This window comes from Larkinella fluvii, assembly GCF_051857545.1.
In the GTDB taxonomy this organism is placed as follows: Bacteria; Bacteroidota; Bacteroidia; order Cytophagales; family Spirosomataceae; genus Larkinella.
Genome location: NZ_JBPZHB010000013.1, coordinates 103,038 through 129,077 on the forward strand (window position 1 = coordinate 103,038; position 26,040 = coordinate 129,077).

The following is a 26,040-nucleotide window of genomic DNA, read 5'->3' on the forward strand; positions in this document are numbered from 1 at the left end:
ATGGCAAACCAGCAATCCCGGAGGGATGACCCATTTTGTAGGAATGACCGATTAAAAACCAATAAACGGGTGATTCCTGAAACCCGGGTTTAACTTACAACCAGCGATACGACAAACCAACCGAAAACAGCAAATTCGTGCTGTTCTTCAACTCGTTGTAGTTAAAAAAAACGTGCTGGTACTGCGCCTGAATCTCTCCGCCCAGGTTGTTGTTTTTCCCAAACTGAAACTTGGCACCAATGGCCGGAGCCACCGCACCCCGAACGCCGGTTTTCTGATCCACCAGCGTGCCGTAATACCGGGCATAATCGACGTAAGCACCACCGGCACCCAGTTGGAGGTACGGACGAAAAACCGAGTTGATGTCGTTCAGGTATACCGAACCAATCGCTAGCAGCGGAATGGTAGTCAGCGCCCGGGTTTGCACCGCCGAGATGTCGGTTCCGTCTTCAAACGAAAAAACCTGACGCGGCAACCGCTCCGAAACATACTGCTGCCCGATCCGCGCGCCCACCGAAAACCGCCCCGGAAACATCGCTTCGACGGCAACGGCAAAATTACGGTTTCCCACCTTGTCGATGAAGTTCTGCTGGCTGCCCTGAGGGAGCCCAACCCCGTAAAAAACCGTAGCCCGACCCGATACAAACCGCTCGTAGAGGGTTTTATTAAACTCGATGTCCCGCTCTTTTTGTTCCTGATCTGTCTGCGCCACTACTCCCAGGGCCCAGAGGATGCCCATAAGACTCAATATGATTTTCGTATTCATGACTGTTTTTTTTGATGAAGGAGGGTAGACAAGAGAGTAAAAACCTGACTCCCTTGCCTTGTCTTTATTCTCTTGTCTATCATCTTTATTCTCTACTGATTAGCCCGCACGTAAGCCGACTGATCGAACACTTTGGTAATGATGGAATCGACCGAAGCGGCATCGAAAATACCGGTGCCGCGAATCTGGGCCTGCCAGATGACGTTTAACTCCTGACTGGCGGTATTCGCATTCTTCAAATCGATCAGTTGGATCAGCCAATAGGTGTCGCTTACCTCGTAGAACGAATAATAATTGGGGTAATAGGGGTTGAAGCCCCCAAAACCGCCCAAACCGCCGTAGCCCCAGTAATCGAGGTAATAAGGCGAAAAGGGCATGGAGGAGACTCCTACATAACTGTTATTAACCCGCATCACGGCGACGCCCAGATCGGCGCTATCGCTCCGGCTCACCCGCTGATAACCACGGCTGGTGAGCGTTTGGGCCAGACGATCCAGAAACGGCTGCTCAATCCCCGTCATGGAGAGTTGCTGCCGGTCGTTGCTGACTTCCACCACCGAATCCGGCAGACTAAACGTTCTATAATTGGCAAAATTGACCGAACGATCATAATTGGTAATAAAAACCTGGCTCTCTTCGGGCGACAGGTTGTCGAGTGGGTCGGGACGGCAGGAACTGACTCCACTTCCTATGCCTCCACAAACGCCCACCCACAGCAGAATCCGAACGATAGTTTTCATAAGTTACTGAATTTACCTTTTACATAATTAACGATAAACGCACCGCATCTATTTAACGAAATGGAGAAGGCTTCGGTTTTTAATAGTATTCTAATGGCTCAAAACCGGTTTTCGGAGCACCGGAATCAGAATCGTTTTCCCGGTCACTTGCAACTGGATGACTACCCAACTAACTTTGCTTTTTAAAGCCGATACACTCATGAGTTTTTTAGATACAGTACGCGGGATGAAGTTTTTTGACATGCACGTCCACATGACGTCCCGCACCACCGACGATTACCAGGCGATGGCCGACGCCGGGATTGTGGCCGTGATCGAACCGGCTTTCTGGCTCGGGCAGCCGCGCACGGGCGTCGATTCGTTCCGCGATTATTTTGCCAGCCTCGTGGGTTGGGAACGGTTTCGGGCGTCGCAGTTTGGCATCCGGCACTACTGCACCATCGGTTTGAACTCCAAAGAAGCCAACAACGAGGCTCTGGCCGAGCAGGTAATGGAAATTCTGCCGCTGTTTATCTACAAAGAAGGCGTCGTGGGCGTGGGCGAAATTGGTTTCGACGACCAGACGCCCGCCGAAGAAAAATACTACCGCGCGCAATTGGATCTGGCCAAAGAAGCCGGTTTGCCGGTGCAGATTCACACGCCCCACCGCGATAAAAAGCAGGGCACCAGCCGCAGCATGGACATTGCGATCGAACACGGTCTGGACCCCGGCATGGTGATTGTCGATCACAACAACGAAGAAACCGTCAAGGAAGTCCTGGATCGCGGTTTCTGGGCTGGTTTTACGATTTATCCGTTCACCAAAATGGGCAACGAGCGCATGGTGGAAGTGGTGAAACAATACGGCCCGGAACGCATCATGATCAACTCGGCGGCCGACTGGGGCATCAGCGATCCCTTGGCGTTGCCGAAAACCGCATCCCTGATGAAGGAACGCGGCATTTCCGACGAAACCATCCGTCTGGTTACCTTCGAAAACGCCGTGACGGCTTTCGCCCAAAGTGGCCAGATCAGCCTCGCCGACTTCGAACAACCCATCGACATCGACCAGAGCCAGCGGTACAATGGCAGCTCCGTGCTGCGTGGAGGACAAGCACCAAGAGTGGATAAATCATCAACGATTATTAAGTAAAAAATAATGAATATTGAATATCGAATGGCGAATAACGAAGGTTGATGACATCCATTAGACTTCAGTATTCGTTATTCAATATTCAATATTCGATATTCCCTTGAACATACTCCCGCTTCTTCGCCTAACCCGCCCTGCCAACCTCATCACCTCCGTTGCCGATGTCATGGCCGGGATGGCCATTGCCGGTTATTACCTCATTCCCAATGCCGATCCGGCGCCGGTGGGCTGGCTTTGCCTGTCGACGGTCGGGCTGTATGGCGGTGGCGTGGTGTTCAATGATGTTTTCGATGCCGAACTCGATGCCGTCGAGCGACCGGAACGGCCCATTCCAAGCGGGCAGGTGAGTCTGGGACAGGCAACTTTACTGGGAAGTGTATTATTGCTGATCGGTATTGTGGCCGCTTGGATGGTGAACCCAACAGCGGGCTGGCTGGCCATTGCAATTAGCGTTGCATCGCTCGTTTACGACAAGTTTGGAAAGCATAATGCCATCATCGGGCCGCTGAACATGGGCCTGTGCCGGGGGTTGAATCTGGTACTGGGTATCAGCATTTTGCCCAATCAGGTGCCGCTGTGGGCATCGCTGGGCGTGATTCCGATTGTTTATATTGCCGCCATTACGATGATCAGCCGGGGCGAGGTGCATGGTGGAAAACCCATGGTTCTCAGGGTGGCCGGTTTGCTCTATGGACTCGTGATTGGCTGCATTGGCGCGATTGCTCAGCAGCAACACCAATTAGGAACGGCCATTCCGTTTCTTTTGCTGTTTGGCTTCTTCATTTTTCCGCCCCTGTGGCAAGCGATTCGCGAACCAACAGGCCGAAACATCGGTATGGCGGTTAAATCGGGGGTGTTGTCGCTGATTGTGATGAATGCCGCGTGGGTGGCCGCTTTTGCTTCGTTTCCGCTGGCAATGCTTGTCGTCTGTCTGTTGCCGTTGTCGCGGCTGCTGGCCAAAGTATTTGCGGTGACGTAACCGAACGGTTCCGGCCAAACTCTTGTTTTAAAGAATAAACCGTCGGTTTTAAGTACCTATACATTCTATTAACTTAGTGTCCCAAGGAATGAATACCCTTCACCAGTCATTCAGCGTTCAGTTTACCTACAACGTTTACTTTTCCGACCGTTTGTTCGAAAGTACCAATCTTACCTTACTCGAGTTCCTGAATAAACGACATTCGGAAGGCTTTCGTAAAAAACTGTTATTCATTCTGGATGAAGGCGTTGTAAGCAGCCATCCCGGTTTACCGGAACAAATCAAAGCGTATTTTGCCCATGTCCCGATTGTTGATCTTGTCCCGAACCTCCTGGTTATTCCCGGTGGTGAAGGAGCCAAAAACGATCCGGCACTGGTCGACCAGCTCATCGATGCCGTGGATCGCTACGGCATCGACCGCCATTCCTACGTGATTGCCATCGGGGGCGGTTCGGTGCTGGATCTGGTGGGCTACGTGGCTGCCATCTCGCACCGGGGCATCCGCCACATCCGGATTCCGACGACGGTTTTGTCGCAAAACGATTCGGGTATCGGTGTCAAAAACGGCGTTAATTACCGGGGGAAAAAGAACTTCCTGGGTTCGTTTGCCCCACCGGTTGCGGTTTTCAACGACACCGAGTTCTTGAAAACCCTCGACGACCGCGACTGGCGGGCGGGCATTTCGGAAGCCATCAAAGTCGCTTTGATTAAAGACCAACCGTTTTTTGAATGGTTGGAAACGAACGCTGAAAAACTGGCCGCCCGCGATCTGGATGCCATGCAATACCTGATTCACCGCTGCGCCGAGTTGCACCTCGACCACATTGCCAGCGGTGACCCCTTCGAAATGGGTTCGTCACGTCCGCTGGATTTTGGCCACTGGAGCGCGCACAAACTCGAACAACTTACTGATTTTGAAGTTCGTCACGGTGAAGCCGTCGCCATTGGCATTGCCCTCGACAGTCTTTATTCACAGCAACTGGGCTGGCTCAGCCAAACCGACACCCACCGCATTCTGACCCTGGAACGCACCCTCGGCTTTTCGTTGTTCCATCCCGCTCTCGACGGCGACGGTTTACTAAAAGGACTGAATGAATTCCGGGAACACCTCGGCGGCCAACTGACGATCATGCTGCTGAAAGCCATTGGCAAAGGTGTGGAAGTACACGAAATGGACACGGAGCTGATTCGCGAAGCGATCGGTATTTTAAAAGAAAACGAAATTCAGCCCGCATGAAAACTCCGCTGGGACACCTCGGTTATTGCACGAACATTCATGCCGGTGAACACTGGGCGGATCATTTTATCGCACTGCAACAGGCCATTCCGACCATTAAACAAAAGCTTTCGCCCGATGCGCCCTTCGGCGTCGGCCTGCGGTTGTCCAACATCGCCAGCCTGGAACTAATGCAGCCCGAGCGGCTGAAGGAGTTTCAAAACTGGCTGACCGACAACGACTGCTACGTTTTTACAATGAACGGTTTTCCGTATGGCGGTTTTCACAATACCCGCGTCAAAGACCAGGTTCACGCCCCCGATTGGCGAACGCCCGAGCGGGTCGACTATACCATCCGGCTTTTTCATTTGCTGACGGCGCTACTGCCCATCAACATGGCGGGCGGTATTACGGAAGCCGGGATTTCTACGTCGCCCCTCTCCTACCGTTATTGGTTTCAATGGAACAACCGGGATGAGCGCGATCTGGCGTTCGAAGCCACCACCCAACGGCTGATGACGGTCGTGGAAGAACTGGTTCGGATCAAGCAGGCAGAAGGCATCAGTCTCCACCTCGACCTCGAACCCGAACCGGATGGTTTGCTGGAAACCGGCGACGAGTTTATCGAATGGTTCAATCTGTATCTGCTACCCATTGGCCTCGAACGGCTCAACGATGAGTTTGGCATGTCGGCGGGTGAAGCGGAAGCGTCTTTGCGCGAACACGTGCAATTGTGCTACGACGTTTGTCATTTTGCGGTCGGCTACGAACGCCCGGAAGAGGTCCTTAAAAAGCTGAAAGAGAATGACCTGAAAGTCGGCAAAATCCAGATCAGCGCGGCTTTGAAAGCGACTTTTCCGGTGGAAGAAAACAGCCGGGAAGCAGTTCTGGATCAATTCCGGCAGTTCAATGAGCCCACGTATCTGCATCAGGTCGTAGCGCGGGATTCTAATGGTGACCTGCTGCGGTTTCCGGATTTGCCCGAAGCTTTGCTGGCCTTCGATGAAAGTCACGTCGAATGGCGGTCGCATTTCCACGTTCCGCTTTTCGTGGCTGATTACGGTTTGCTACAATCGACGCAGGACGACATTACGGAAGTGCTTCGGTTACAGAAAGAAAACCCGTTTACGCAGCAACTGGAAGTCGAAACCTATACGTGGGAAGTGTTACCGGAAGACATGAAGCTGCGGTTGAATGATTCGATTGGGCGGGAACTGGAATGGGTATTAAAGGAAATATTAAATGTAAAATGATGAATATCAAATGTAAAGGTGCTGGATTGAGAAATACTTTTACATTTAATATTCATCATTTTACATTCAGTATTTATTCTGTATGCAATAGTATTGCTCTCCATCATTAGCAATGAAAAAAACCGTAGTAATCGACGTGGTGGGCTTATCAGCCGCTTTGATTGGTGAACATACGCCTTTCCTGAAACAGTGGGTGGCCGAAAAGCAACTTTCGAGCATTGAGCCGATGTTGCCCGCCGTCACCACCTCGGTGCAATCGACCTACGTAACGGGAAAATGGCCCACCGAGACCGGGATTGTCGGCAACGGCTGGTATGACCGCACCGAATGTGAAGTCAAATTCTGGAAACAGTCGAACAAACTGGTCGGTGGCGAAAAAATCTGGGAACGCGCCCGGAAACTCGATCCGTCGTTTACGGTTTCCAAAATGTTCTGGTGGTACAACATGTATTCGTCCGCCGACTTTTCGGTAACACCCCGCCCGCAATACCACGCCGACGGTGTCAAAGCACCCGATTGCTACAGCCAACCCGCCGACCTGCGCGACCGGCTTCAGGAAGCACTCGGCACCTTTCCGCTGTTCAGTTTCTGGGGACCCAACGCCAACATCAAATCGACCCGCTGGATTGCCGACGCGTCGCTGCTCGTCGACCGCTGGCACAACCCGACGCTGACGCTCATTTACCTCCCCCATCTGGATTACTGCCTGCAAAAGTTTGGCCCCGATTTTAGTAAAATTTCGAGGGAATTGAACGAAATCGATGACGTTTGCAAGGACTTGATTCAGCACTACGAACGTCAAAATGCGGAAATCATTCTTCTGTCGGAATACGGCATTACGAACGTCAGCCAGCCGATTCACCTGAACCGCCTGCTTCGGGAAGCCGGGCTGATTCAGGTTCGGGTCGAACAAGGGCTGGAATTGCTCGATGCGGGCGCGTCACGGGCTTTTACCGTAGCCGACCATCAGATTGCCCACATCTATATCAACGACCCGTCCAGTGCCGCTCAGGTGCGTTCGATTCTGGAAAAAACACCGGGTGTGGAACTGGTGCTGGATGAAGCCGGGAAAAAGAAATACCACATCGACCACGAACGGGCGGGCGATTTTGTCGTCATGGCCGACGCCAAAAGCTGGTTCACCTATTACTATTGGACGGACGACGCCAAAGCCCCGGATTACGCCCGACTGGTCGATATTCACCGGAAACCGGGTTATGATCCGGTCGAAATGTTTATGGACCCGGCCAATCCGATGATCAAACTCAAAGCTGGTTACAAACTGATCCGCAAAAAGCTCGGCTTCCGGTATTTGATGAACGTCATTCCGCTGGATGCCACGCTGATCAAAGGGTCACACGGCCGGGTGGGCACCCAGCCCGCCGATCACCCGGTTTTTGTGTCGACGCGTCCGGGTCAGGCGAGTGCAAAACCGATACCGGCCATTGACGTTTACAATAAAATCTGGGAAGCCCTGACGGCGGAAATACCCCAAAAGACGGCCTGATATACAACCCTTTACCAAAACCAGAAGCCGACTGTTTCCGAACAGCCGGCTTTTTTCATAGCCCGTTCGATAATAGAATCCAGTCAAAAGCCCGGGGATTGTGTTGTTGAGTCAGGAGACAAAAGAGGTGAGATGCGAGAGTAGTGACGTGGGGAATTCCGATGAACTCATCAAGTGTTGTCTTTCTTCTCTCATCTCACCTCTATCATCTACCCACGCTTTCTGATTTACTCAACAACGAAAGAAACGGTATGGAAACTAAAATTCCACCCCAGCACCAGGCTGTCCAGCCCGGTCTGGAAAGTGAACTCAATCCGCAGCCGAAAGTGATTCGGTATACCTACGTCGGGTCGGGAAAATTGAAAGACAAAGTGGCGTTGATTACGGGGGGTGACAGCGGAATTGGCCGGGCCGTCGCCGTCCATTTCGCCCGGGAAGGAGCCGACGTAGCCATTGCCTACACGCAGCGCGAAGAAAATGATGCGCAAAAAACCCGGGATCTGGTGAAAGCCGAGGGGCGGCAGTGCCTGCTTATACCCGGCGATCTGCGCGATCCGTCCTACTGCGAACAACTGGTCGAAGATACCGTCCGGCGGTTTGGCAAGCTCAACATTCTGGTGAACAATGCCGCCCTGCAACTCCAGCACAAGCGGTTTGAAGACATGACCGACGACGATCTGGTCAACACTTTCGAAATCAATATCTATTCGTTTTTTCGGGTCACCCGGGCCGCCGTGAAACACCTGCACGAAGGCGACAGCATTATCAATACGACATCCGTAACGGCTTTTCAGGGCCGCGCCGATTTGCCGGAATATTCGGCTACGAAAGGCGCGATCATGAGTTTTACCCGCGCGTTGTCGTCCAATCTGGCCAAGAAGAAAATCCGCGTAAACGGTGTGGCCCCCGGCCCCATCTGGACGCCCTTGAATCCGGCGTCGGTTCCGGCGGAGGAAGTGGCTCAGTTTGGCAAAGATGTGCCGATGAAACGCCCCGGCCAACCCAGTGAAGTGGCACCGGCGTATGTCTATCTGGCGTCGAACGATGCCAGTTATGTCACCGGGCAAACCATTCACCCCAACGGTGGAACGATTATAAATGCCTGACCCAAAACTTTTTACAGCCATGAATCTGGAACTTGAAACACCACCCCAGCACCAGGAAGCGCAACCGGGTCTGGAAAACGAGATGCATCCGCAGCCGATTTACATCCAGGATTCGTACGTCGGCACGGGAAAGCTGGAGAATAAAGTAGCCCTCATAACGGGAGGAGACAGTGGAATTGGCCGGGCCGTTGCCGTCCATTTTGCACGCGAAGGCGCCGACCTCGCCATTGTTCATCATCCGCGCGAACAGGAAGACGCCCAAAAGACCAAATCGCTGGTCGAAGCCGAAGGACAACGCTGTTTGTTAATCGCTGGTGACCTCAGAAATCCCTCATTTATCAGACAATTAGTGGATCGGGTCATCGGTGAATACCACCACATTAATATCCTGGTGAACAACGCAGCCAACCACGTCGAGCAGCACGAATTTACCGACATTACGGATCAGCAGTTGACCGAAACGTTTGAACTCAACATTCTGGCCATTTTCCGGCTGACCAAATTGGCGTTGCCCTATATGAATGCCTACGACTGCATCATCAATACGACCTCCGTGGTGTCGTACCGGGGCAGCAAGGCGCTGATTGATTATGCGTCTACGAAAGGGGCCGTAACGGCATTTACGCGCTCTTTATCGCAACATTTGGTGGAGCGAAACATCCGCGTCAACGCGGTAGCCCCCGGCCCCATCTGGACGCCCCTGATCGTGTCGACTAAAACGGAAGAGGAAGTAGCCGAGTTTGGCAAAGACACACCCCTGGAGCGGGTCGGGCAACCGGCAGAAGTAGCCCCCGCCTTTGTTTTTTTGGCTTCTGAAGATGCGTCTTACATCACCGGCCAGGTCATGCACGTCAACGGCGGTGAGGTAGTCAATTCCTGAAAGTCACTAAAAGTAGCCAAAAAGGGCCAATCGCCCTGATTTTCCAGACGACGTAATTAGACAATAAAAAGAATCTTTGTGTCGGTCTGATTGGGGGTTGGTACGATAAGTGTTGGTTGTGAGTCCTGAAGTAGCATTCGTACAGTTTCGGACAATATACTGAGTTGGATATTTCTGTCAGCCTATTGACTCTGTCAAATGGTTTTCCAAACTTAGGTAGTCCGTGGGTTCTTTGTTTAACTTTTAAACCATGTGACACGTATGAGAATTCAAATTCATTGCGTCCATTTTACAGCAGATCAAAAATTGCTGGACTTCATTCAGAAGAAGCTTGACAAATTAGAAACCTTCAACGACCGGATTATCAGCGGTGAAGTGTATTTGAGGTTAGAGGGAAGCGATACCAACAAAGTCAAACAGAAAATTTTCGAGGTTAAACTGTTTTTGCCCGGCGACTCCATTTTTGTCCGCCAGCAGGGTACCACGTTTGAGGAAGCAACCGACGTGGTGATCGATACGCTCAAAAACAAGTTGAAACGCCATAAAGATAAACAGCGAAGTATTTCCGCCCAGCAAATCAATGAGTCGACCGACCTCGTTGAAGCGGACACCGTCAACGAAGACATCGAATATTAGCCGATACATTTCAACGAAAAAAGCCGCCCCGAAAAGGCGGCTTTTTTGCATCTATCGATTTTAGCCCTTCGACTACAAACCAAAAGCTTCTTTCACTTTGTCGACGTAGTCGAGTTTTTCCCACGTAAACAGCTCGACTTCAACTTCTTTCGTACTGCCGTTCATTCCAAATACCTTTTTCACAATCTGATTCTCCCGGCCCATGTGCCCGTAAGCCGCCGTTTCTGAATAGATCGGATTCCGGAGTTTCAGCCGTTGTTCGATGGCATACGGACGCATGTCGAACAGTTCTTCGATTTTGGTCGCAATTTCACCGTCGGTCAGATCGACCTTGGCTGAGTTATACGTGTTGACGTACAAACCGCAGGGTTTGGCCACCCCAATGGCGTAGGAAACCTGAACCAGAATCTGGTCGCAAAGGCCAGCCGCTACCAGGTTTTTGGCAATGTGCCGCGTGGCATAAGCCGCCGAACGGTCCACTTTCGAGGGGTCTTTGCCCGAGAAAGCACCACCGCCGTGCGCACCCTTGCCACCGTACGTATCGACAATGATCTTACGACCCGTCAGACCCGTATCGCCGTGTGGCCCGCCAATGACAAACTTGCCCGTTGGGTTGATGTAGTAGGTAATGTTATCGGTAAACAAAGCCTGCAATTCCGGCTTCAGTTTCGCTTTTACACGCGGAATGACAATGTTGATCACGTCTTCGCGAATTCGCGCCAGCATAGCCGCATCGGTATCAAAATCATCGTGTTGCGTCGAAACCACAATCGTATCGATCCGGATGGGCTTGTCGTCGTCGCTGTATTCAATCGTCACCTGCGATTTGGCATCCGGCCGGAGGTACGTCAGAATATCCCGGTCGTGGTTACGGATATACGACATTTCCTGCAAAATCTTGTGGGCCAGATCCAACGGCAACGGCATAAAATTATCCGTTTCGTTGGTCGCGTAGCCAAACATCATGCCCTGATCGCCAGCGCCCTGATCCTCCGGGTTGGTGCGTTCAACGCCCTGATTGATGTCGGCCGACTGATCGTGGATGGCAGATAAAATACCGCACGAATCGGCCTCGAACATGTATTCACTCTTGGTATATCCAATACGCCTGATAACCTCCCGGGCAATTTTCTGAACATCGAGGTACGTGTTCGTTTTTACCTCACCTGCCAGCACCACCTGTCCGGTCGTAACCAGGGTTTCGCAGGCGACCTTGCTGGAAGGATCGTAGGCCAGAAAATGATCGATCAATGCATCGGAAATCTGATCCGCGACTTTGTCGGGATGTCCTTCAGAGACTGACTCTGAGGTAAATAGATAGGGCATTGTACGTAAGATTTAAGACTAAAAACAGCCGCAAAGCTACTGGAATTTTACGACAGGTCAAATGCTAAATTTAGGTTCGACCCAAAGCGCGGTCAACCCACTGAGAAATAGCAGGATCCAGACCCAATCCGGTATTTTCGCTGGAAAACCGCCTTCAGAACCGGGGTTCGTTTCTACCGCAACGGACGACCGGGCGCGGAGGTAATCACTCATCAACCGGTTTCCAAATACCGGTTTTTCGTCCGGCTGGTCCACGTAAACCGCTAAACTGTCCTGAAAAGATTGCCAGCCCGCCCGGCCAAACCCATACGAAACATCGGCCGACAGGGGATTGATGGCCGAATAATCGAGCCTGACCGTGTCGTTTTCCAGTCGGATTTCAGCCGGTTTCCGGGTCAGGTTGTTGAAGTGAATGACAGATCGAAGGCCTTTGAAAACCGGCGCGTCGAACTGGATATTGTTCGGGAAGGTGGGCTGTAAGGGCGTCAGAATGGCCGTCCAGATCCGGTCGTACGCAACACTGTCGCCACTCAGTTTCAGGGGAAACGTCTCGCTCACCAGACTTACCCCGATTTTAGCCGTGGTTTTCTGAACCGTAACCGGATACCCGGCCACGGGAAACTGATTCAGGGATTCGGTGAATTGAAAAGGCAACGCCTGGAGACCAGCCCCGATCGGAATGGTTGCTTCATTCGATAAGCGCTTCAGTTTCCAGCCCGTACCCAAAGCCCGGTTGATGGTTTTCGTGTCGGTTTCGGCATCCGACAGATTGATAAACAGCACCGGTTTTCCCTGCGCTACGGCCTTTTTAACAATAGGGTTCGTCGCGTTGGCCGGATCGGTGATGATCACGTCGGGCGTGGCGGCCCGGTTGATGTTCAGACGACTGTTAAGGTCTTTGGAAATGGTAGATGTTACCTGGACGGAATACCCTTTTTTACCCAGCCAGTCGGCGAGTGTTCTGCTTTCAAAATCCGGGCTGTCGAGAATGAACTGGAAGGCAATGGGTTCTGTCGGTCGGGTAAAATACCGAATCGTATCCAGCGGTTTCTGATCCAGCACCAATGCCACTTCGGCGCGTCCCTGTGAAAAGGCCGGAAACTGAAAGGCAAACGCCGTCGTGCCGGGTTTCAGTACCAAACTATCCAGCGTCTGGTTGCCATACCGCAGCTTCAGCACCTGTTCCTGCGACGATTGAAGACGCCCGCTCACCGACTGCATTTCGCCTTTCCGCAGGATGGCTTTCCAGCGCAGCATCTGCACCTGATCGGGTTGGGCATACGGAATCCATTGGACAATTTGCCGACTCAGTTGGCCCAGCACATCGGGTGAAAAACCGGTGCCGATTAAGGTGACGGTATCGATCATTCCGTCGGTCAGCCGCGACCGAAACGAGGCTTCTTTGAACGCCCTGACCCGAACGACTTCCCGGTTTTTCAGACTGTCTTTCAGTTGACTGATCGCCGAAGCGGGCACGTTTGAATCCGCAATCCAGACCGACGTTGAATCGGGCTTTATTTCCCATTCGATCTGAAGAAAATACGCCAGCAGAAGGCTCCAAAGCAAGACGTTTAAAGCACCCCGAATCCATTTTCTCCGAACCGGAAGGGTGCCGTTTCGAACGACCAGCACCACCTGCACCGCGAGCAATACCGCTAGAAGCAACAGGATTAGCCAGCTAACAACATCAGCCGGGTTAAACGTGACCGTAATCCGATTCAATACGCTCATTTTAAATGTTGCCAGAACGACTGTTCTAATTTCTTTTCGCTGGAATATGAGCCCATTTGGGATCGGTTTCTAAACGAACCAGCCGCCAGACCATACAATTTTGTTTTTAATTCCATTCGTTCTTTGTCAGACAGGTTTTTACCACTTCCCAGTTTCTGTAACCCACTGATCACCGACCAGTTCGACAACCCGCTGTTCAGGATGTCATTCGTCAAAGAAGAACTTAGTTGTTGTACGGTTTTTTTCTGGTTTTGATTCAACGTTTTCAATTCCAGATAGCCCAGGACTTCCCCTACCAACTGCCCGGTCCGAACCGGATCGTATATGCGCTCCTGATTCAAATTGGTGTTGACCTTCTTTAATTCACCGGTCAGGCGGGTTTCCTTCTCTTTAATCGGTGGCGGATCGTAGCCGCTTTTCTTCACAAACGTCCGGGCTTTGTGCTGGGCGGCTTTCAGATAAACCAGGGCTTTATTTTCAAAAGGCAATGCTTTTTCCGGTTCGTATAAACGCAGATGCAGTTCCGATTGCCACATCTGTTCCAGCGCCATTTTCAACAAACTGCGGGTCGATTGTTCGTAAAACGTGTTGGTTTCCGCGTCGTCGTGCGCGTGGATATACTGCTCCATTAAAGCCGCCACCGGGTCTTCGTTGTTACTCTTGGCCTGATCCGCGTGGTCGTGGCCGTGTGCATCCGGAGCGGGCAAGTCCTTTTTCTGCTGTTCTTCCGCTTTTTCGGCCAGCTTGAACGCAAACGGTTTGGGTGCATTTTTCTCTTCTTCCGTATCGTGCTTGTGAATAAAGCCTTCCAGCACATTGCCCTCGGCCACCAAATCGTGTCCACCAATCGAATTTTCAAACTCCTCGCCCAAATATTGCCCATACCGCAACCGCAGCACTTTCTGGTCAAAACCGATTTCGTTAGACGTACTTTTAAAATCTTTAGCCGCCAGTTTTTTCCGTTTGGCAATCAGCTTTTCCGTGTCGATAATAATTTGCCGCTGGCTGCGAAAATACTCCGGCATGATGTTTACCGCCATCGTTGCCAGTTCGGCTTCTTCCACCCGGGCGGTGTCTTTATACACCACAAAATAGGTGTCGGATTTGGAAAAATTGGCTTCCGGTTCTTTGTTATCGATGGCCGCCCAGTAATAATACAATTCATCACCCGGCGCAAAATTGAGCGCTTTCAGGTCAATGGTTTTTGTCAATTGGGCTTCTTTAAAGTTGGTTTGCGGCAGCGCAAATTTCACTTCCCGAAACTTCACACTTTCGCCGGAACCACGTGCCACCGTGGCCACAATGAAGGCTTGCCGAACTTTAAAATCGTCGGAAATACGCGCCGAAATCCGCAGGTTTTTGTCATCTTTCAGAAAATGAAACCGGTATACTTCCTTGGAATCCGGTTGAATTTTCGGTGCCAGATCGGGTTGCGCTTCCAGTCGGTAATAATCAGATTGATAAATCAACGAATCCTTTCCGACCGGCGTTTTCCAGTAGCCTTTGAGGGCATAAATCCCGGAACTGACCAACTTATCACGGTATTCAAAAGCGGCTCCGGCCTTCTTAAAAGCGATCTCTTCGCCCCGGCTATTCACCAATCGAACCGAAACCGTCGCGGATTCGCTGAATGTTAACTGCCATTTTAGCAGAGAACCGCTCACGGCCGACGCGTTCAGATCTGATGATTCCTTGACCGACAAACCGGTATACGTAGGCGGTTGAATCTGCAACAAAGCCGACTGAAAAGCGGGCGCAACGGGGCGGTTATCTTTGGCAAGAACCGGAATGTATTTCGTCAATTGTTTCTGAACAATCGGGTTCGATTGCAGGAGGGGATAGCCGTAATAAACCGCCACAGAAAGCAGCACGAGCAACCCATAAAAACCGGTTTTTGAAAAAATCACCGAAAGATACCGGCTCGCGGGAATCCGGACCGTCTGGACCCGTTCGTTCAACCGCGCCAGTTGGAGCTGCTCCGCGATATTCAGTTCGTCTTTCTCCAGCAACGGCAAACTGTATTCCGCATCGCCCACCAGCCGGTGCATGATCCCGATGGCCTGCGGTTTTTTGTTCCGAAAAAGACCGGTAAACCAGGCACCGAATCCAAAGCCAAGCACCCCGAGAATAGCCGCCAGTTCCGGCGAAAAACCGCAGAGCCGGGCAATCATCCCCACCGCAATGCCCAGCAAACTGCTCTTCAGCAGCGCGTTGGCGACAAGCTGATAAATGATCGTCGACAGGGTGTTTTTCAATTCGTTCATGCGTTCTGTCTTAAAGCCATCCAACGTTCCAGGCCGATCAAACCAACAAACACCAGCAACAACCCATTACGCAGGTTCTCCGGTTGTTTCTCTCTTCGCTCCCCCGTCGGAACAAACAGCGTATTTAATTGGGCCTGACTCAGTGGAAAATGATTCGGCTTGAGGTTAAAATGCCGGATCAAAAGTTCGCCCAATTGTTCCGGCAGTTGCCCGGTTCGCACCCGTTCGGCGGTTTGGGGGGTCAGTTTTTCTTCCCAGTATACCACATTCGGAACCCTCGGAATGTTGAGCTTTCCCGAAACCACATAAATCGTTTGGGGGGCGGGAGCAACCACGTCCTGATCTGTTAAAACCCAATCGTATCCGGTTTTCTGATCTTTTTTTACATCGATTTGAATCCCGAGCGCATACACGTCCGACAGGGCCTTCAAAGCCGCCAGTACGGTTTGCTGCTCGGTTTTATCGCGGAAATCAACCAAAGCTGTCAGACGCCCCGAATGCGCCAAAACATCCTGAAAACGAATCCCTTTGCTAAGGACCGGACTGTTGACTAGCTGATTGGAAGCATTCACAAATACGTTGCCATTGCCCGGTAATTTCAGATACGGCCGAACCGGGCGACTCGCCGAATCAACCATCGTGTGCAATGTAAACTGCGCCGGAACCCGAATAAATGGAACATTCGCCAGTTGCTGGTTATTCAGGACATACAGGTGTAATTCCGACGGTTTTTCCGATGCGGTATTGATGGACGACTGCAACACATCCGGGTTAAACACCCGTTGATCAGGCAATTGCTCCGGCTTATCCGTTACTTCTATGGCGGCATTGATCCAATAAACCGCTTCTCCTTTCCGGATCGCTTCCTCCAGTTCGAACCGGTAATTATCGACCACCACCTTCTCCGGTTGCACTAGGTGAATTTTGGCAACGGCCACCGGTTTTGTCAACCCGGTCAGAATGGGTTGGCTCAGTATGAGTGCCAATAGCATCACCATCAGGCAGCGCAGGAGCAGCAACAGGAGGTTATCGAGTTTGATGCCCCGCTGTTGTTGCTGGTTCCTCTCCTGAAGCCAGCGCGTGGCCGCCCAGGCCAGGGTTTTGCCCCGTTTCTGGTGCCAGAAATGGATGACTACCGGAATCACCACGGCGCCAATTCCCCACAAAAACAACGGTTGTATGAACTCCATTAAACGCTTCTCCTGGTCAGAAAATCTTTTAGTGCCCCGGCGATGGGCTCACTCAGTTTTACGCGAATCAGATGAACGTGCGGCAGCAACAATTCTTCCTCTAGCTTTTTGAAATAGGCCGAAACCGCCTGTTGAAATGTCTCTTTAATCGTTTCGGCCTGCACTTCAATTTCCCGCTCGGTTTCCAGGTCCTTAAACCGGTAAAAACCGCTCAGGTTAAAATCCGTTTCCTGCTCACCCAGCAGTTGAAAAATGACAATTTCCCGGCGCGGACTGGCTACGGTTTTAATCAGTTGTAACCACTCATCGTCCACTTGCAGAAAGTCCGAAACCATCACCAGCAACTCCTTTTGCTTCTGCTGAAATTCTGGAAACCGGGCCTGTTTGGGTAGCCAGGTTCCGGAAGCGGTGGCATTTTGCAGGGCAAACAAAATCCGCTGAAAAGCCTGCTTGCCAGTCGGAACCAACGTCTGCAAAGCCCCGTTTTGCAACGCATACAAACTCATCTGATCGCTTTGCCGGTAGCCCAAATAGGCCAGCGAAGCCATCAGTAGTTTCGCGTACTCCAATCGGCTGACGCCCTGCTCGGTGTAGTTCATCGAACCGGATAAGTCCAGCAAAAAACGGATTTGCAGGTTACTTTCCGTGGCCGATTCCCGCACGAGGTGCTTGTCGGTTCGGGCGTATAATTTCCAGTCGATGCGCCGGGGGTCGTCGCCGGGTTCGTAATGGCGGTATTGCTCAAACTCCGTCCCCGACCCCGACCGTTTGCTGGCGTGAATCCCCAACAGCAGCTCACCGCTGACGAGTTTGCCGGCGAGTTGCAGGTTGTTGAGTTTGATGAGATCTGTGGCTAATTGCATTGGAGTTTTCGGTTTACGGTTTTTGGTTTACGGTGGCTGACGCAGGAAGGCTAACGCGTCAGCCACCGTAAACCAAAAACCGTAAACCGAAAACCTATTTCAACAACTCTTTTATCACCTGATCAGTCGTAATATTCTCAGCCTCAGCCCGGAAGTTGAGGGCGATGCGGTGGCGCAGGATGGGGTAGGCCAGCGTCTGAATGTCCTCCGGGATCACCGAAAACCGTTCGTTCAAAACCGCCCGGGCTTTGGAACAGAGCACCAGGGCCTGCCCCGCGCGCGGCCCCGCTCCCCAGTCGCACCACTGCCTGACAAACGCCGATGGGCTGCTTTCGGGGCGCGTCGACCGGACGAGTGTGTTGATGAAACTGATCAGTTCATCGCTGATGTGGACCTGTCTCGTCAGGCGTTGCAAGTCTATAATTTCCTGATCGGTCAAAATGGTTTGCAGTTCCGGGCGAGCCGTTCCGGTGGTGTTTTTCAACACGCTCAGTTCCTCCTGTTCAGACGGGTAGCTCAGCTTGATATACAGTAAAAACCGGTCTAGCTGGGCTTCCGGCAGCGGATAGGTTCCGGCCTGTTCGATTGGATTTTGGGTGGCAATGATCAGAAACGGCCGGGGCAGTTCGTAATCGGTTCCGGCGTAGGTTACCTTGCCTTCCTGCATGGCTTCCAGCAAAGCCGCCTGCGTTTTGGGCGGTGTCCGGTTGATTTCGTCGGCCAGCACCACATGGGCGAAGATCGGCCCCCGGTTGAATTTGAAGAATTTCTTGCCGGTATTATGATCCTCTTCCAGAATCTCCGTTCCGATAATGTCGCCCGGCATGAGATCCGGCGTAAACTGAATCCGTTTGAAATTCATCTCCAGAGCCTCCGCCATCGTTTTCACCATCAGCGTTTTGGCCAATCCCGGAACGCCTTCCAGCAAACAATGTCCACCCGCCAACAGGGCAATCAGGATTTCATCAATGGCTTCCTGCTGTCCGACAATCACCTTACCGATTTCTTTCTTCAGGCGCGGAAGCTTGGCGACTACGGTTTTGTAATGGGTCAGTTCCTTGGTTTCCAATACTTATGCGGTTAATGCGTACGTGATAATGTTGACGCCAAATTTGGTATTATCCTCGGCCAGAAATCGTTTGTTGCGAAAGTCGTAATCCCACTCGCAACCATAATCCTTGTTACTATACAAAACGCCAATGCGCCCGTTGACCAGCACGGCTTTCAGGTAATCGTGCACCAGGTCGTCGCCCCAGCCGTTCAGCTCGAACGTCGTGGTCGGCGGCCCTTCCTCAAACTTGAAAAAGCAGGTATAAATCGGGTGGGAATTCGGAATTTTCTGCAAGGCTTTTGGACCGAAGGTGCGGGCCATTTCCTGCTCGAACGACTTGGCAAAAAGCCCGTCGATGTCGTGGTTGCAGTCGTCCACAAACACAAAACCGCCGTTCTGGACGTACCGCTTGAAGTGATCCCGTTCCTGGGTCGAAAACTCCACCAGTTTGTGCCCGCTGAGGTAGCAGAACGGACTCTTGAAAATTTCGTTACTCGTCAACTGAACCACCTTTTCCTTCTCATCCACCGGTATCGTGGTATACTCGACCAGCGAATGCAGCAGGTTGGAAGGCATTCGCTGGTCCGTATCCCAATCGCCGGAGGCATACTGGATGCGGGTGAAAATGAATGGTTTCAAGTTGAGTTGATGAATAGAGTTAATTAAAAGTTATTTCGCAGAGTTAAGCGGAGGAAATCAGAGTTTATCAGAGAAAAAAACTCTGCGTAACTCTTCTTTTCTCTGGTAAACTCTGCGAAATAATTTCTTTTCACACTGCGTCCGACAGCGAACTAAACGTGAATTCCCGGATTTTCATCGGCGGAATCAGGTAGTTGGAATTCGACTCCGTGCTGACCACCCGCTCCGGTTTCCCCAGGGCTTCGAGGTTGTTCAGCATGATGATCGGACTTTCGTTGAACCGGAAATTCTTGACCGGGTGTTTGATCTTGCCGTTTTCGATGTAAAACGTCCCATCGCGGGTCAGGCCCGTCAGCAGCAGCGTTTGCGGATCGACGGAACGAATGTACCAGAGTTTCGTCACCAGAATACCGCGCTGGGTGCTCTTGATCATGTCTTCCAGCGAAGCCGTGCCACCCGCCATAATCACATTCGTGGGCGACGGCACGGCCTTCACGCCTTTCTTCTGCGCCCAGAACCGGGAATAGGCGACATTTTTCACCACGCCTTTTTCAATCCAGTTGACCTTTTCCTGCGCCCGGCCGTCGCCCGACCAGGGCGAAGCTGGCAATTCAGGGTTCGTCGGATCGGAATAGATCGTAACGCGCTCATCCACAATCTTCTCGCCCAGCTTGGTCTTGCCACCGGGTTTGCTCAGGAACGACCGGCCTTCGTCGGCGCTGCGGGCGTCCATGTTAAAAAAGATGTTTTCGAGCAACACGGCGGCCGCTGTCGGTTCCAGAATAACCGTATATTTCCCCGGTTCCAGGGCCCGCGCGCCCACCGAACCCAGACACTTCTGAACGGCAATTTTAGTCGCCGAAACCGTATCCAGTTTGGAAAAATCACTGTAACCCCGCGTCACGTAGCCCGAGCCCGTTCCGTCGTCGGTCCGAACCGTCAGCGAAAAATTCACGTTCGTGCTGGGGTAATACGCAAACAGTCCTTTGGAATTCATCATGGCCGAATAGCCCCGGAAATCCTCCAGAAAACCGGCCGCAGCCAGTTTTTGCTGACCCGATTCCTGCAAGCTTTTCGCAACAGCCTCCGCCCGGATGGCGGGGGTAACTTTGGCGGTCGATTCAAAATAGCCCGTCGATTTCAGGTATTGCTGCGGTTCCAGCACGCCCATGAATTCCGGATTTTCGGGAGCCAGTTGGGCCAGTTCCTCAGCCCGGCGAACTACTTTTTCCAGCGAAGCGTCGTCAAATTCGTCGATGGCGGCAACCCCGTTTTTCTTGCCGAACGACGATTGCACCTGGATGGTCTGCGTAATCATGGTGCCACTGGTCGAGACTTCGTTCCGGGCGTAGCGGATGTTTCCCCGCTCCCCACCCACCACGTTCACCTCGCACGCATCCGCTTTGGAATAACTTAATACCTTCTGAAGCAATGCCTTAGCCTCAGATTCGGTTAATAAAGCCATATTTTTGAATTGTTTACGGTTCTCAGTTTACGGTTTTCGGTGGCTGACGCATTCTTGGCTAACGCATTTAAATCGTGCGTCAGCCAACCGTAAACCAAAAACCGTAAACTGTAAACTAGATTTTTCTCGCTGTATTAATCACATTGACGCCGTTGAAACGGGTGGTAGAGCTGCCGTGGGAGACGGCGCTGACCTGCATCGGCTGGCCTTTGCCATCGAAGAACGAACCGCCCAGCCGGTAGTCTTTCTCGTCGCAAATCTGAACACAGGAGTTCCAGAATTCCTGCGTATTCGACTGATACGCCACATCTTTCAGCATGCCTGCAATCTGTCCATCCTTGATTTCGTAGAACAACTGCCCGCCAAACTGGAAGTTATACCGCTGTTGATCAATCGAAAACGAGCCGTCGCCGATGATGTAAATGCCTTTTTTGACATCCTTGATCATCTGTTCCACCGACAGGGGCGTTTTGCCAGCCGCCAGCGACACGTTCGCCATCCGCTGAAACTGCACCGAACTCCAGTTGTCGGCATAGCAGCAACCCTGCGATTCGTTTTCGCCGATGATGTGAACCTGATCCCGAATGGCCTGGTAATTCACCAGCGTGCCGTCTTTCACCAGATCCCACTTTTTGCAGGCAACTCCCTCGTCATCCCAGCCCACGGCACCCAGCGAACCAACCTGCGTTTTGTCGGCAAACAGATTGACCTGCTTGCTGCCGTAGTTGAAGTTTTTGGATTTCCACTTGTCCAGCGTCGCAAAGGACGTTCCGGCAAAATTGGCTTCGTAGCCCAATACGCGATCCAGTTCCAGCGGGTGACCCACCGACTCGTGGATGGTCAGCCAGAGGTGCGAAGGATCGAGCACGAGGTCGTATTTCCCGGCTTCGACCGACTTGGCCGTCAGCTTCTGTTTCGCGTGTTTGGCAGCCGACGTCACGTCTTCCAGCATGTCGTATCCCTTGTTGTAGCGGGTCGTAATACCGGTTATTTTATCGCTGGGATTGGCTTGCAGGTAATCATACCCCATGCCCATCGGCGCACTCAGTTCGCTGCGGGTCTCAAACTTGCCACTCTTCGGATCGATCGCCGTCACGGTAAACGTAGGCCACAGGCGGTGAATGTCCTGATCGATGTACGAACCGTCCGACGACGCAAAATACTTCTGCTCGTTGACCATGAACAACACCGAGTTGACGTAATTGGCACCATTTTTCAGAGCCGCGTCGTTGACCGTCAACAGTAAATCCACCTTTTCCTTGATGGGAACTTCGAACGCATTTTTCTTGATGGGTGCTTTCCAGCTCACTTCCCCGAAGCCTTTTTGCGGAGCCAGTTGGACGGGTTGCTTCATCAACCGGGCGTTGGCTTTGGCAATGGCCACGGCTTCTTCGGCGGCTTTGGCGGTTTGGGCTTCGCTTTTGGCTTCCACCACCGACGCAAATCCCCAGCAGCCGTCGACAATCACACGCACGCCCACCCCGTAGGATTCGGTGTTGACAATGTTCTGCACCTTGTCTTCACGCGTAATGACAAACTGCCGCAAATACCGGCCAATCCGAACATCGGTGTAGCTGGCCCCTTTGGCTTTGGCCGCATTCAGCGCGGCATCGGCCAGTCGTTTTTTAACGGCCACATCCACGCCGGGTTCCAGCAGCGCTTCCGGCGCAACCGAGCGACCGAAAACCGTGCTATCAGGCAAGAGGAAAGCCCCGGCACTCAGGCCTGTCAATTGAAGAAAATCTCGACGGTTCAATGTTTGTTGGTGATAAAGTGATACGGTCTAATTTTAACGAAATCTGGTCTCGTTTCCGTGGCTTTTGGCCCGAAAAAGTAATAAATACCAGTCTTTCTGCTTATAATCCCAGGAATTATGGATTGATGGGACGTATTAAAAATGCGAAAGATGTGTCGATAAAACCATCCCCCAATTTGAAGGATATTTGGCTGGTTAGCCCCGTTCCCCCGTTGTGATCAGCCCCCCAGCCCCCTAAAGGGGGAGTTTTCTCGCGCTCCAAACTCCCCCTTTAGGGGGCTGGGGGGCTGATCACAACGGGGGAACGGGACGCTCCTGATTACACCGCGTCCGACAACGAACTGAACGTAAAATCCCGGATTTTCATGGGAGGAATCAGCACCCCATCGGAGCGAACGGGTTTGCCCAGGGCCTCTACGTTGTTCAGCATAATAACCGGACTTTCGTTGAACCGGAAGTTTTTGACGGGGTATTTGATCTGCCCGTTTTCGATCAGAAACGTCCCGTCGCGGGTCAAACCGGTGTAAAGCAGCGTTTGCGGATCGACGGCGCGGATGTACCAGAACCGGGTCACCAGAATTCCTTTCTGGGTGCTTTTGATCAAATCGAGCAGTGACTGGTTGCCGCCCTGCATGATGAATCCCCGGGCTGGCGGAGTGCCTTTCACCCCGCTTTTCTGGGCCCAGAACTGCGAATAACTCATGTTTTTGATGATCCCGTTTTCGACCCAGAGCGTTTTTTCCTGCGGACGACCATCGACGCCACCGCCCCCAAAGCGGCCACCTCCTCCGCCACCACCCCCACCGGCAAAAGGCGAACCGGGAATTTCGGCATTGGCCGGATCAGAATAAATCGTAATCCGCTCGTCGAAGAATTTCTCACCCAGGCGGGTTCCGCCCCCTTTGCGGCTCAGAAAGCTCCGGCCCTCTTCGGCATTCCGGGCGTCTAAGCTATTCATCATCAAGCTGATGAGATCACCGGCTGCGGTGGGTTCCAGAATAACCGTATATTTCCCCGGTTCCAGGGCTTTGGCATTCGTAGACGCCAGGGCCTTGTTCATGGCCACTTCCGTGGCTTCTTTCGTGCTCAGTTTCGATACGTCGTTGTAATCGCGGGACGCGTAGCCGGAACCGGTGCCGTCGGCGGTGCGGGTGGTTACCGAAAATTCAACGGACGTAACCGGATTATACCCAAACAACCCTTTGCTGTTGGCAATGGCCGTAAAACCGGCGCTGTCTTCCATATATCCGGCGGCAGTCAGGTTCTTTTTGCTGCACGGATCAATGCTGTCGAAAGCCGCCTGAGCGCGGAACTCCGGATTGATTTTAGCCGTACTTTCAGCATACGCGCCGGTTTCGATGTATTTCTGCGGTCCGAGCATCGGCACGTATTCCGGATTTTCGGGTGCCAGCCGGGCGGTTTCTTCGGCTCTCCGGACGGTTTTTTCCAGAGACGCGTCGTCAAATTCGTTGATGGTGGCCGAGCCGACTTTTTTCCCAAAAACCGCCGTTACCGCCAGCGACATGTTATCGGTTTCGCCACTCGTCGACACGTTATTCCGGGCGTAGCGAATGTTGCCGGTTCGGTTGCCATTCAGCGTAACGCTCATTTCATCGGCTTTGGAATACCCCAAAACCTTATCTACTATTTTCTTTGCTTCGTCTTTCGTTAGGATAGCCATGACTCAGTTTGTTGGTTTTGGGTTTACGGTTTATGGTTTTCAGTTTACGGTGGCTGACGCAAGTGTTGGACGCACGCGTCAGCCACCGTAAACTGAAAACCATAAACCGTAAACCGACTCTTATATCTTCCGACCGGTATTGATGACGTTCACGCCGTTGAAGCGGGTCGTGGGGCAGCCGTGGGAGACGGCGCTGATTTGCGAAGGCTGGCCTTTTCCGTCGAAAAACGAACCGAATGTCCGGTAATCATCTTTGTCGCAAAGCTGCGCACACGAATTCCAGAACTCCTGGGTGTTCGACTGGTAGGCGACGTCATCCAACATGCCGACAATCTGACCGTTTTTGATTTCGTAATACACCTGACCGCCAAACTGGAAGTTATATCGCTGCTGATCAATGGAATACGAACCACGCCCCAGGATATAAATGCCTTTATCGACGCCTTTGATCATGTCGGACACGGAGCGTTTTTCGGAGCTGGGTTTCAAAGAGACATTCGGCATCCGCTGAAACTGGATCGAATCCCAGTTGTCGGCGTAACTGCACCCGTTCGATTCGGTGCCGCCCAGGATTTTCACCTGATCGCGGGTTGCCTGGTAATTGACCAGAATACCGTCTTTGATGAGGTCCCATTCTTTGCCCGGAACCCCTTCATCGTCGTAGGCCACCGTCCCGAGCGTCAGCGGCTGGGTTTTGTCGGCCACAATATTGACCAGCTTGCTGCCGTAATTGAAGTTTTTGGATTTCCACTTGTCGAGCGTTGCAAAGCTGGTTCCGGCGTAATTGGCTTCGTAGCCCAACACCCGGTCGAGTTCCGTCGCGTGGCCGACCGATTCGTGGATGGTCAGGCCGAGGTGATTGGGGTCCAGCACAAGGTCATACTTGCCGGGTTGAATCGACTTGGCCGATAATTTCTCTTTCGCCTGTTTGGCCGCCACCGTCGCATCTTCAACCATGTCGTAGGAGTTGCGGTAACTGATCAGGCCGTTTGGACCGGGAATTTTATCGCCCGCCAAACCGTCCAGATACTCGTAGCCCATGCCCATCGGCGAGCTGAGCGCATCCCGGGTTTTGAACTTACCGGCCTGACGATCAACGGCGGTCACGGTAAACGTCGGCCAGATCCGGTGAATGTCCTGGTCGATGTAGGAGCCATCCGTGGAGGCAAAATATTTTTGTTCGTTGATAAAAAACAGGTTGGACGTAACAAAACCGGCTCCGTTTTTCATCGCTTCGCCGTTCACTTTCATCAACAGATCGATCTTCTCCTGAACCGGTATTTCGAAGGCGTTTTTTTTCAAGGGTGTTTTCCAGGCCACTTCGCCCACGCCCTTCTGCGGAGCCAGATCGACAGGTTCCTTCTGGATGCGGGCGTTGGCTTTGGCAATGGCAACGGCGGTTTCGGCGCACTTGGCAATGGCTTCGGGCCGAACGTCACTCGTGGCCGAAAACCCCCAGGTTCCGTTGGCGATCACCCGGATGCCAACCCCGTAGGACTCAGCATTGGTGATGTTTTGCACCTTCATCTCGCGGGTGAACACAAACTGCTGCAAATACCGCCCGATCCGAACGTCGGCGTAGGTTGCGCCTTTGCTTTTGGCCGCGTTCAGGGCCACGTCGGCCAGCTTTTTCTTCTGGGCGGTATCGGCGCGGGGTTCAAGCAGTTGATGCAATGAAACCGTATTGCCCAGCACAGGAACAGAACTGCCCATCAGAGCGCTCATTCCCAAACCGGAGAGTTGGATAAAATCCCTTCTTCTCATGGATTGTTGATGGAGTTATGGAATACGAAAAATCAGAACAGACTCGTGATTTGACAGGTACTTTTCAGAGGAAATAGAGATGCGGCTACTCAATG

The 26,040-nt window shown here is 52.3% G+C and carries 21 protein-coding genes; 8 read left to right on the forward strand and 13 right to left on the reverse strand.

The features are described 5' to 3' along the window. Window positions 1–94: 94 nt before the first annotated feature. Both ACS5NO_RS29090 and ACS5NO_RS29095 read right to left on the reverse strand, forming a co-directional pair. Complete coding sequence (locus tag ACS5NO_RS29090; RefSeq protein ID WP_439418388.1) at window positions 95–766, reverse strand: hypothetical protein; 672 nt, start codon at window positions 764–766, stop codon at window positions 95–97. A gap of 92 nt (window positions 767–858) precedes the next feature. Next, window positions 859–1,506, reverse strand: a complete 648-nt coding sequence (locus ACS5NO_RS29095; protein ID WP_439418389.1) for a DUF4136 domain-containing protein — start codon at window positions 1,504–1,506, stop codon at window positions 859–861. 199 nt (window positions 1,507–1,705) lie between these two features. Here ACS5NO_RS29095 and ACS5NO_RS29100 point away from each other — a divergent pair, with 199 nt between their 5' ends. The 8 genes from ACS5NO_RS29100 (at window position 1,706) to ACS5NO_RS29135 (ending at window position 10,215) form a co-directional block, all read left to right on the forward strand. Beyond that, the gene (locus tag ACS5NO_RS29100; protein ID WP_439418390.1) at window positions 1,706–2,638 is read left to right on the forward strand and encodes a TatD family hydrolase; all 933 of its coding nucleotides are present in this window, start codon (window positions 1,706–1,708) and stop codon (window positions 2,636–2,638) included. 106 nt (window positions 2,639–2,744) lie between these two features. Continuing rightward, window positions 2,745–3,617 (forward strand): UbiA-like protein EboC, encoded by an 873-nt coding sequence (gene eboC, locus ACS5NO_RS29105; RefSeq protein ID WP_439418417.1) that lies wholly within the window; start codon window positions 2,745–2,747, stop codon window positions 3,615–3,617. 88 nt (window positions 3,618–3,705) lie between these two features. Beyond that, window positions 3,706–4,854 carry a 3-dehydroquinate synthase gene (locus tag ACS5NO_RS29110; protein WP_439418391.1) on the forward strand — a complete coding sequence of 383 codons (1,149 nt, stop codon included), beginning with the start codon at window positions 3,706–3,708 and terminating at the stop codon, window positions 4,852–4,854. Then, window positions 4,851–6,086, forward strand: coding sequence for a metabolite traffic protein EboE (eboE, locus tag ACS5NO_RS29115; RefSeq protein ID WP_439418392.1), 1,236 nt, complete (start codon window positions 4,851–4,853; stop codon window positions 6,084–6,086). The genes ACS5NO_RS29110 and eboE overlap by 4 nt, the downstream gene beginning before the upstream one ends. A 112-nt stretch (window positions 6,087–6,198) precedes the next feature. After that, complete coding sequence (locus ACS5NO_RS29120; RefSeq protein WP_439418393.1) at window positions 6,199–7,593, forward strand: alkaline phosphatase family protein; 1,395 nt, start codon at window positions 6,199–6,201, stop codon at window positions 7,591–7,593. 251 nt (window positions 7,594–7,844) lie between these two features. Continuing rightward, window positions 7,845–8,699 carry an SDR family oxidoreductase gene (locus tag ACS5NO_RS29125; protein ID WP_439418394.1) on the forward strand — a complete coding sequence of 285 codons (855 nt, stop codon included), beginning with the start codon at window positions 7,845–7,847 and terminating at the stop codon, window positions 8,697–8,699. Window positions 8,700–8,718: 19 nt separating this feature from the next. Beyond that, window positions 8,719–9,579, forward strand: a complete 861-nt coding sequence (locus ACS5NO_RS29130) for an SDR family oxidoreductase (protein WP_439418395.1) — start codon at window positions 8,719–8,721, stop codon at window positions 9,577–9,579. A 261-nt stretch (window positions 9,580–9,840) separates the two neighbouring features. Beyond that, window positions 9,841–10,215 (forward strand): HPF/RaiA family ribosome-associated protein, encoded by a 375-nt coding sequence (locus ACS5NO_RS29135; RefSeq protein ID WP_138989852.1) that lies wholly within the window; start codon window positions 9,841–9,843, stop codon window positions 10,213–10,215. 72 nt (window positions 10,216–10,287) lie between these two features. On the opposite strand, the gene metK is transcribed toward ACS5NO_RS29135, so the two are convergent. From metK to ACS5NO_RS29190, 11 genes are all read right to left on the reverse strand, one after another. Further along, the gene (gene metK / locus ACS5NO_RS29140; protein ID WP_439418396.1) at window positions 10,288–11,541 is read right to left on the reverse strand and encodes a methionine adenosyltransferase; all 1,254 of its coding nucleotides are present in this window, start codon (window positions 11,539–11,541) and stop codon (window positions 10,288–10,290) included. 57 nt (window positions 11,542–11,598) lie between these two features. After that, on the reverse strand, window positions 11,599–13,272 hold the full coding sequence (locus ACS5NO_RS29145) for a type 1 periplasmic-binding domain-containing protein (RefSeq protein ID WP_439418397.1): 1,674 nt from the start codon (window positions 13,270–13,272) through the stop codon (window positions 11,599–11,601). Beyond that, window positions 13,269–15,536: a hypothetical protein gene (locus tag ACS5NO_RS29150; RefSeq protein ID WP_439418398.1), complete on the reverse strand. Its 2,268-nt coding sequence runs from the start codon at window positions 15,534–15,536 to the stop codon at window positions 13,269–13,271. The genes ACS5NO_RS29145 and ACS5NO_RS29150 overlap by 4 nt, the downstream gene beginning before the upstream one ends. Then, complete coding sequence (locus tag ACS5NO_RS29155) at window positions 15,533–16,726, reverse strand: BatA domain-containing protein (RefSeq protein WP_439418399.1); 1,194 nt, start codon at window positions 16,724–16,726, stop codon at window positions 15,533–15,535. Before ACS5NO_RS29155 ends, ACS5NO_RS29150 begins: the two co-directional genes overlap by 4 nt. Then, entirely contained in the window at window positions 16,726–17,589 is an 864-nt protein-coding gene (locus ACS5NO_RS29160; RefSeq protein WP_439418400.1) for a DUF58 domain-containing protein, read from the reverse strand. The genes ACS5NO_RS29155 and ACS5NO_RS29160 overlap by 1 nt, the downstream gene beginning before the upstream one ends. A gap of 94 nt (window positions 17,590–17,683) precedes the next feature. Next, entirely contained in the window at window positions 17,684–18,658 is a 975-nt protein-coding gene (locus ACS5NO_RS29165) for an AAA family ATPase (RefSeq protein ID WP_439418401.1), read from the reverse strand. Between the two features lie 3 nt (window positions 18,659–18,661). Next, complete coding sequence (locus ACS5NO_RS29170) at window positions 18,662–19,279, reverse strand: DUF4159 domain-containing protein (protein ID WP_150876289.1); 618 nt, start codon at window positions 19,277–19,279, stop codon at window positions 18,662–18,664. Between the two features lie 130 nt (window positions 19,280–19,409). Then, window positions 19,410–20,744, reverse strand: coding sequence for a TldD/PmbA family protein (locus tag ACS5NO_RS29175; RefSeq protein ID WP_439418402.1), 1,335 nt, complete (start codon window positions 20,742–20,744; stop codon window positions 19,410–19,412). Between the two features lie 115 nt (window positions 20,745–20,859). After that, the gene (locus ACS5NO_RS29180; RefSeq protein ID WP_150876291.1) at window positions 20,860–22,500 is read right to left on the reverse strand and encodes a TldD/PmbA family protein; all 1,641 of its coding nucleotides are present in this window, start codon (window positions 22,498–22,500) and stop codon (window positions 20,860–20,862) included. Window positions 22,501–22,819: 319 nt separating this feature from the next. Beyond that, window positions 22,820–24,181, reverse strand: a complete 1,362-nt coding sequence (locus ACS5NO_RS29185) for a TldD/PmbA family protein (RefSeq protein ID WP_439418403.1) — start codon at window positions 24,179–24,181, stop codon at window positions 22,820–22,822. A gap of 120 nt (window positions 24,182–24,301) precedes the next feature. Beyond that, complete coding sequence (locus ACS5NO_RS29190) at window positions 24,302–25,945, reverse strand: TldD/PmbA family protein (protein ID WP_439418404.1); 1,644 nt, start codon at window positions 25,943–25,945, stop codon at window positions 24,302–24,304. Window positions 25,946–26,040 lie beyond the last annotated feature (95 nt).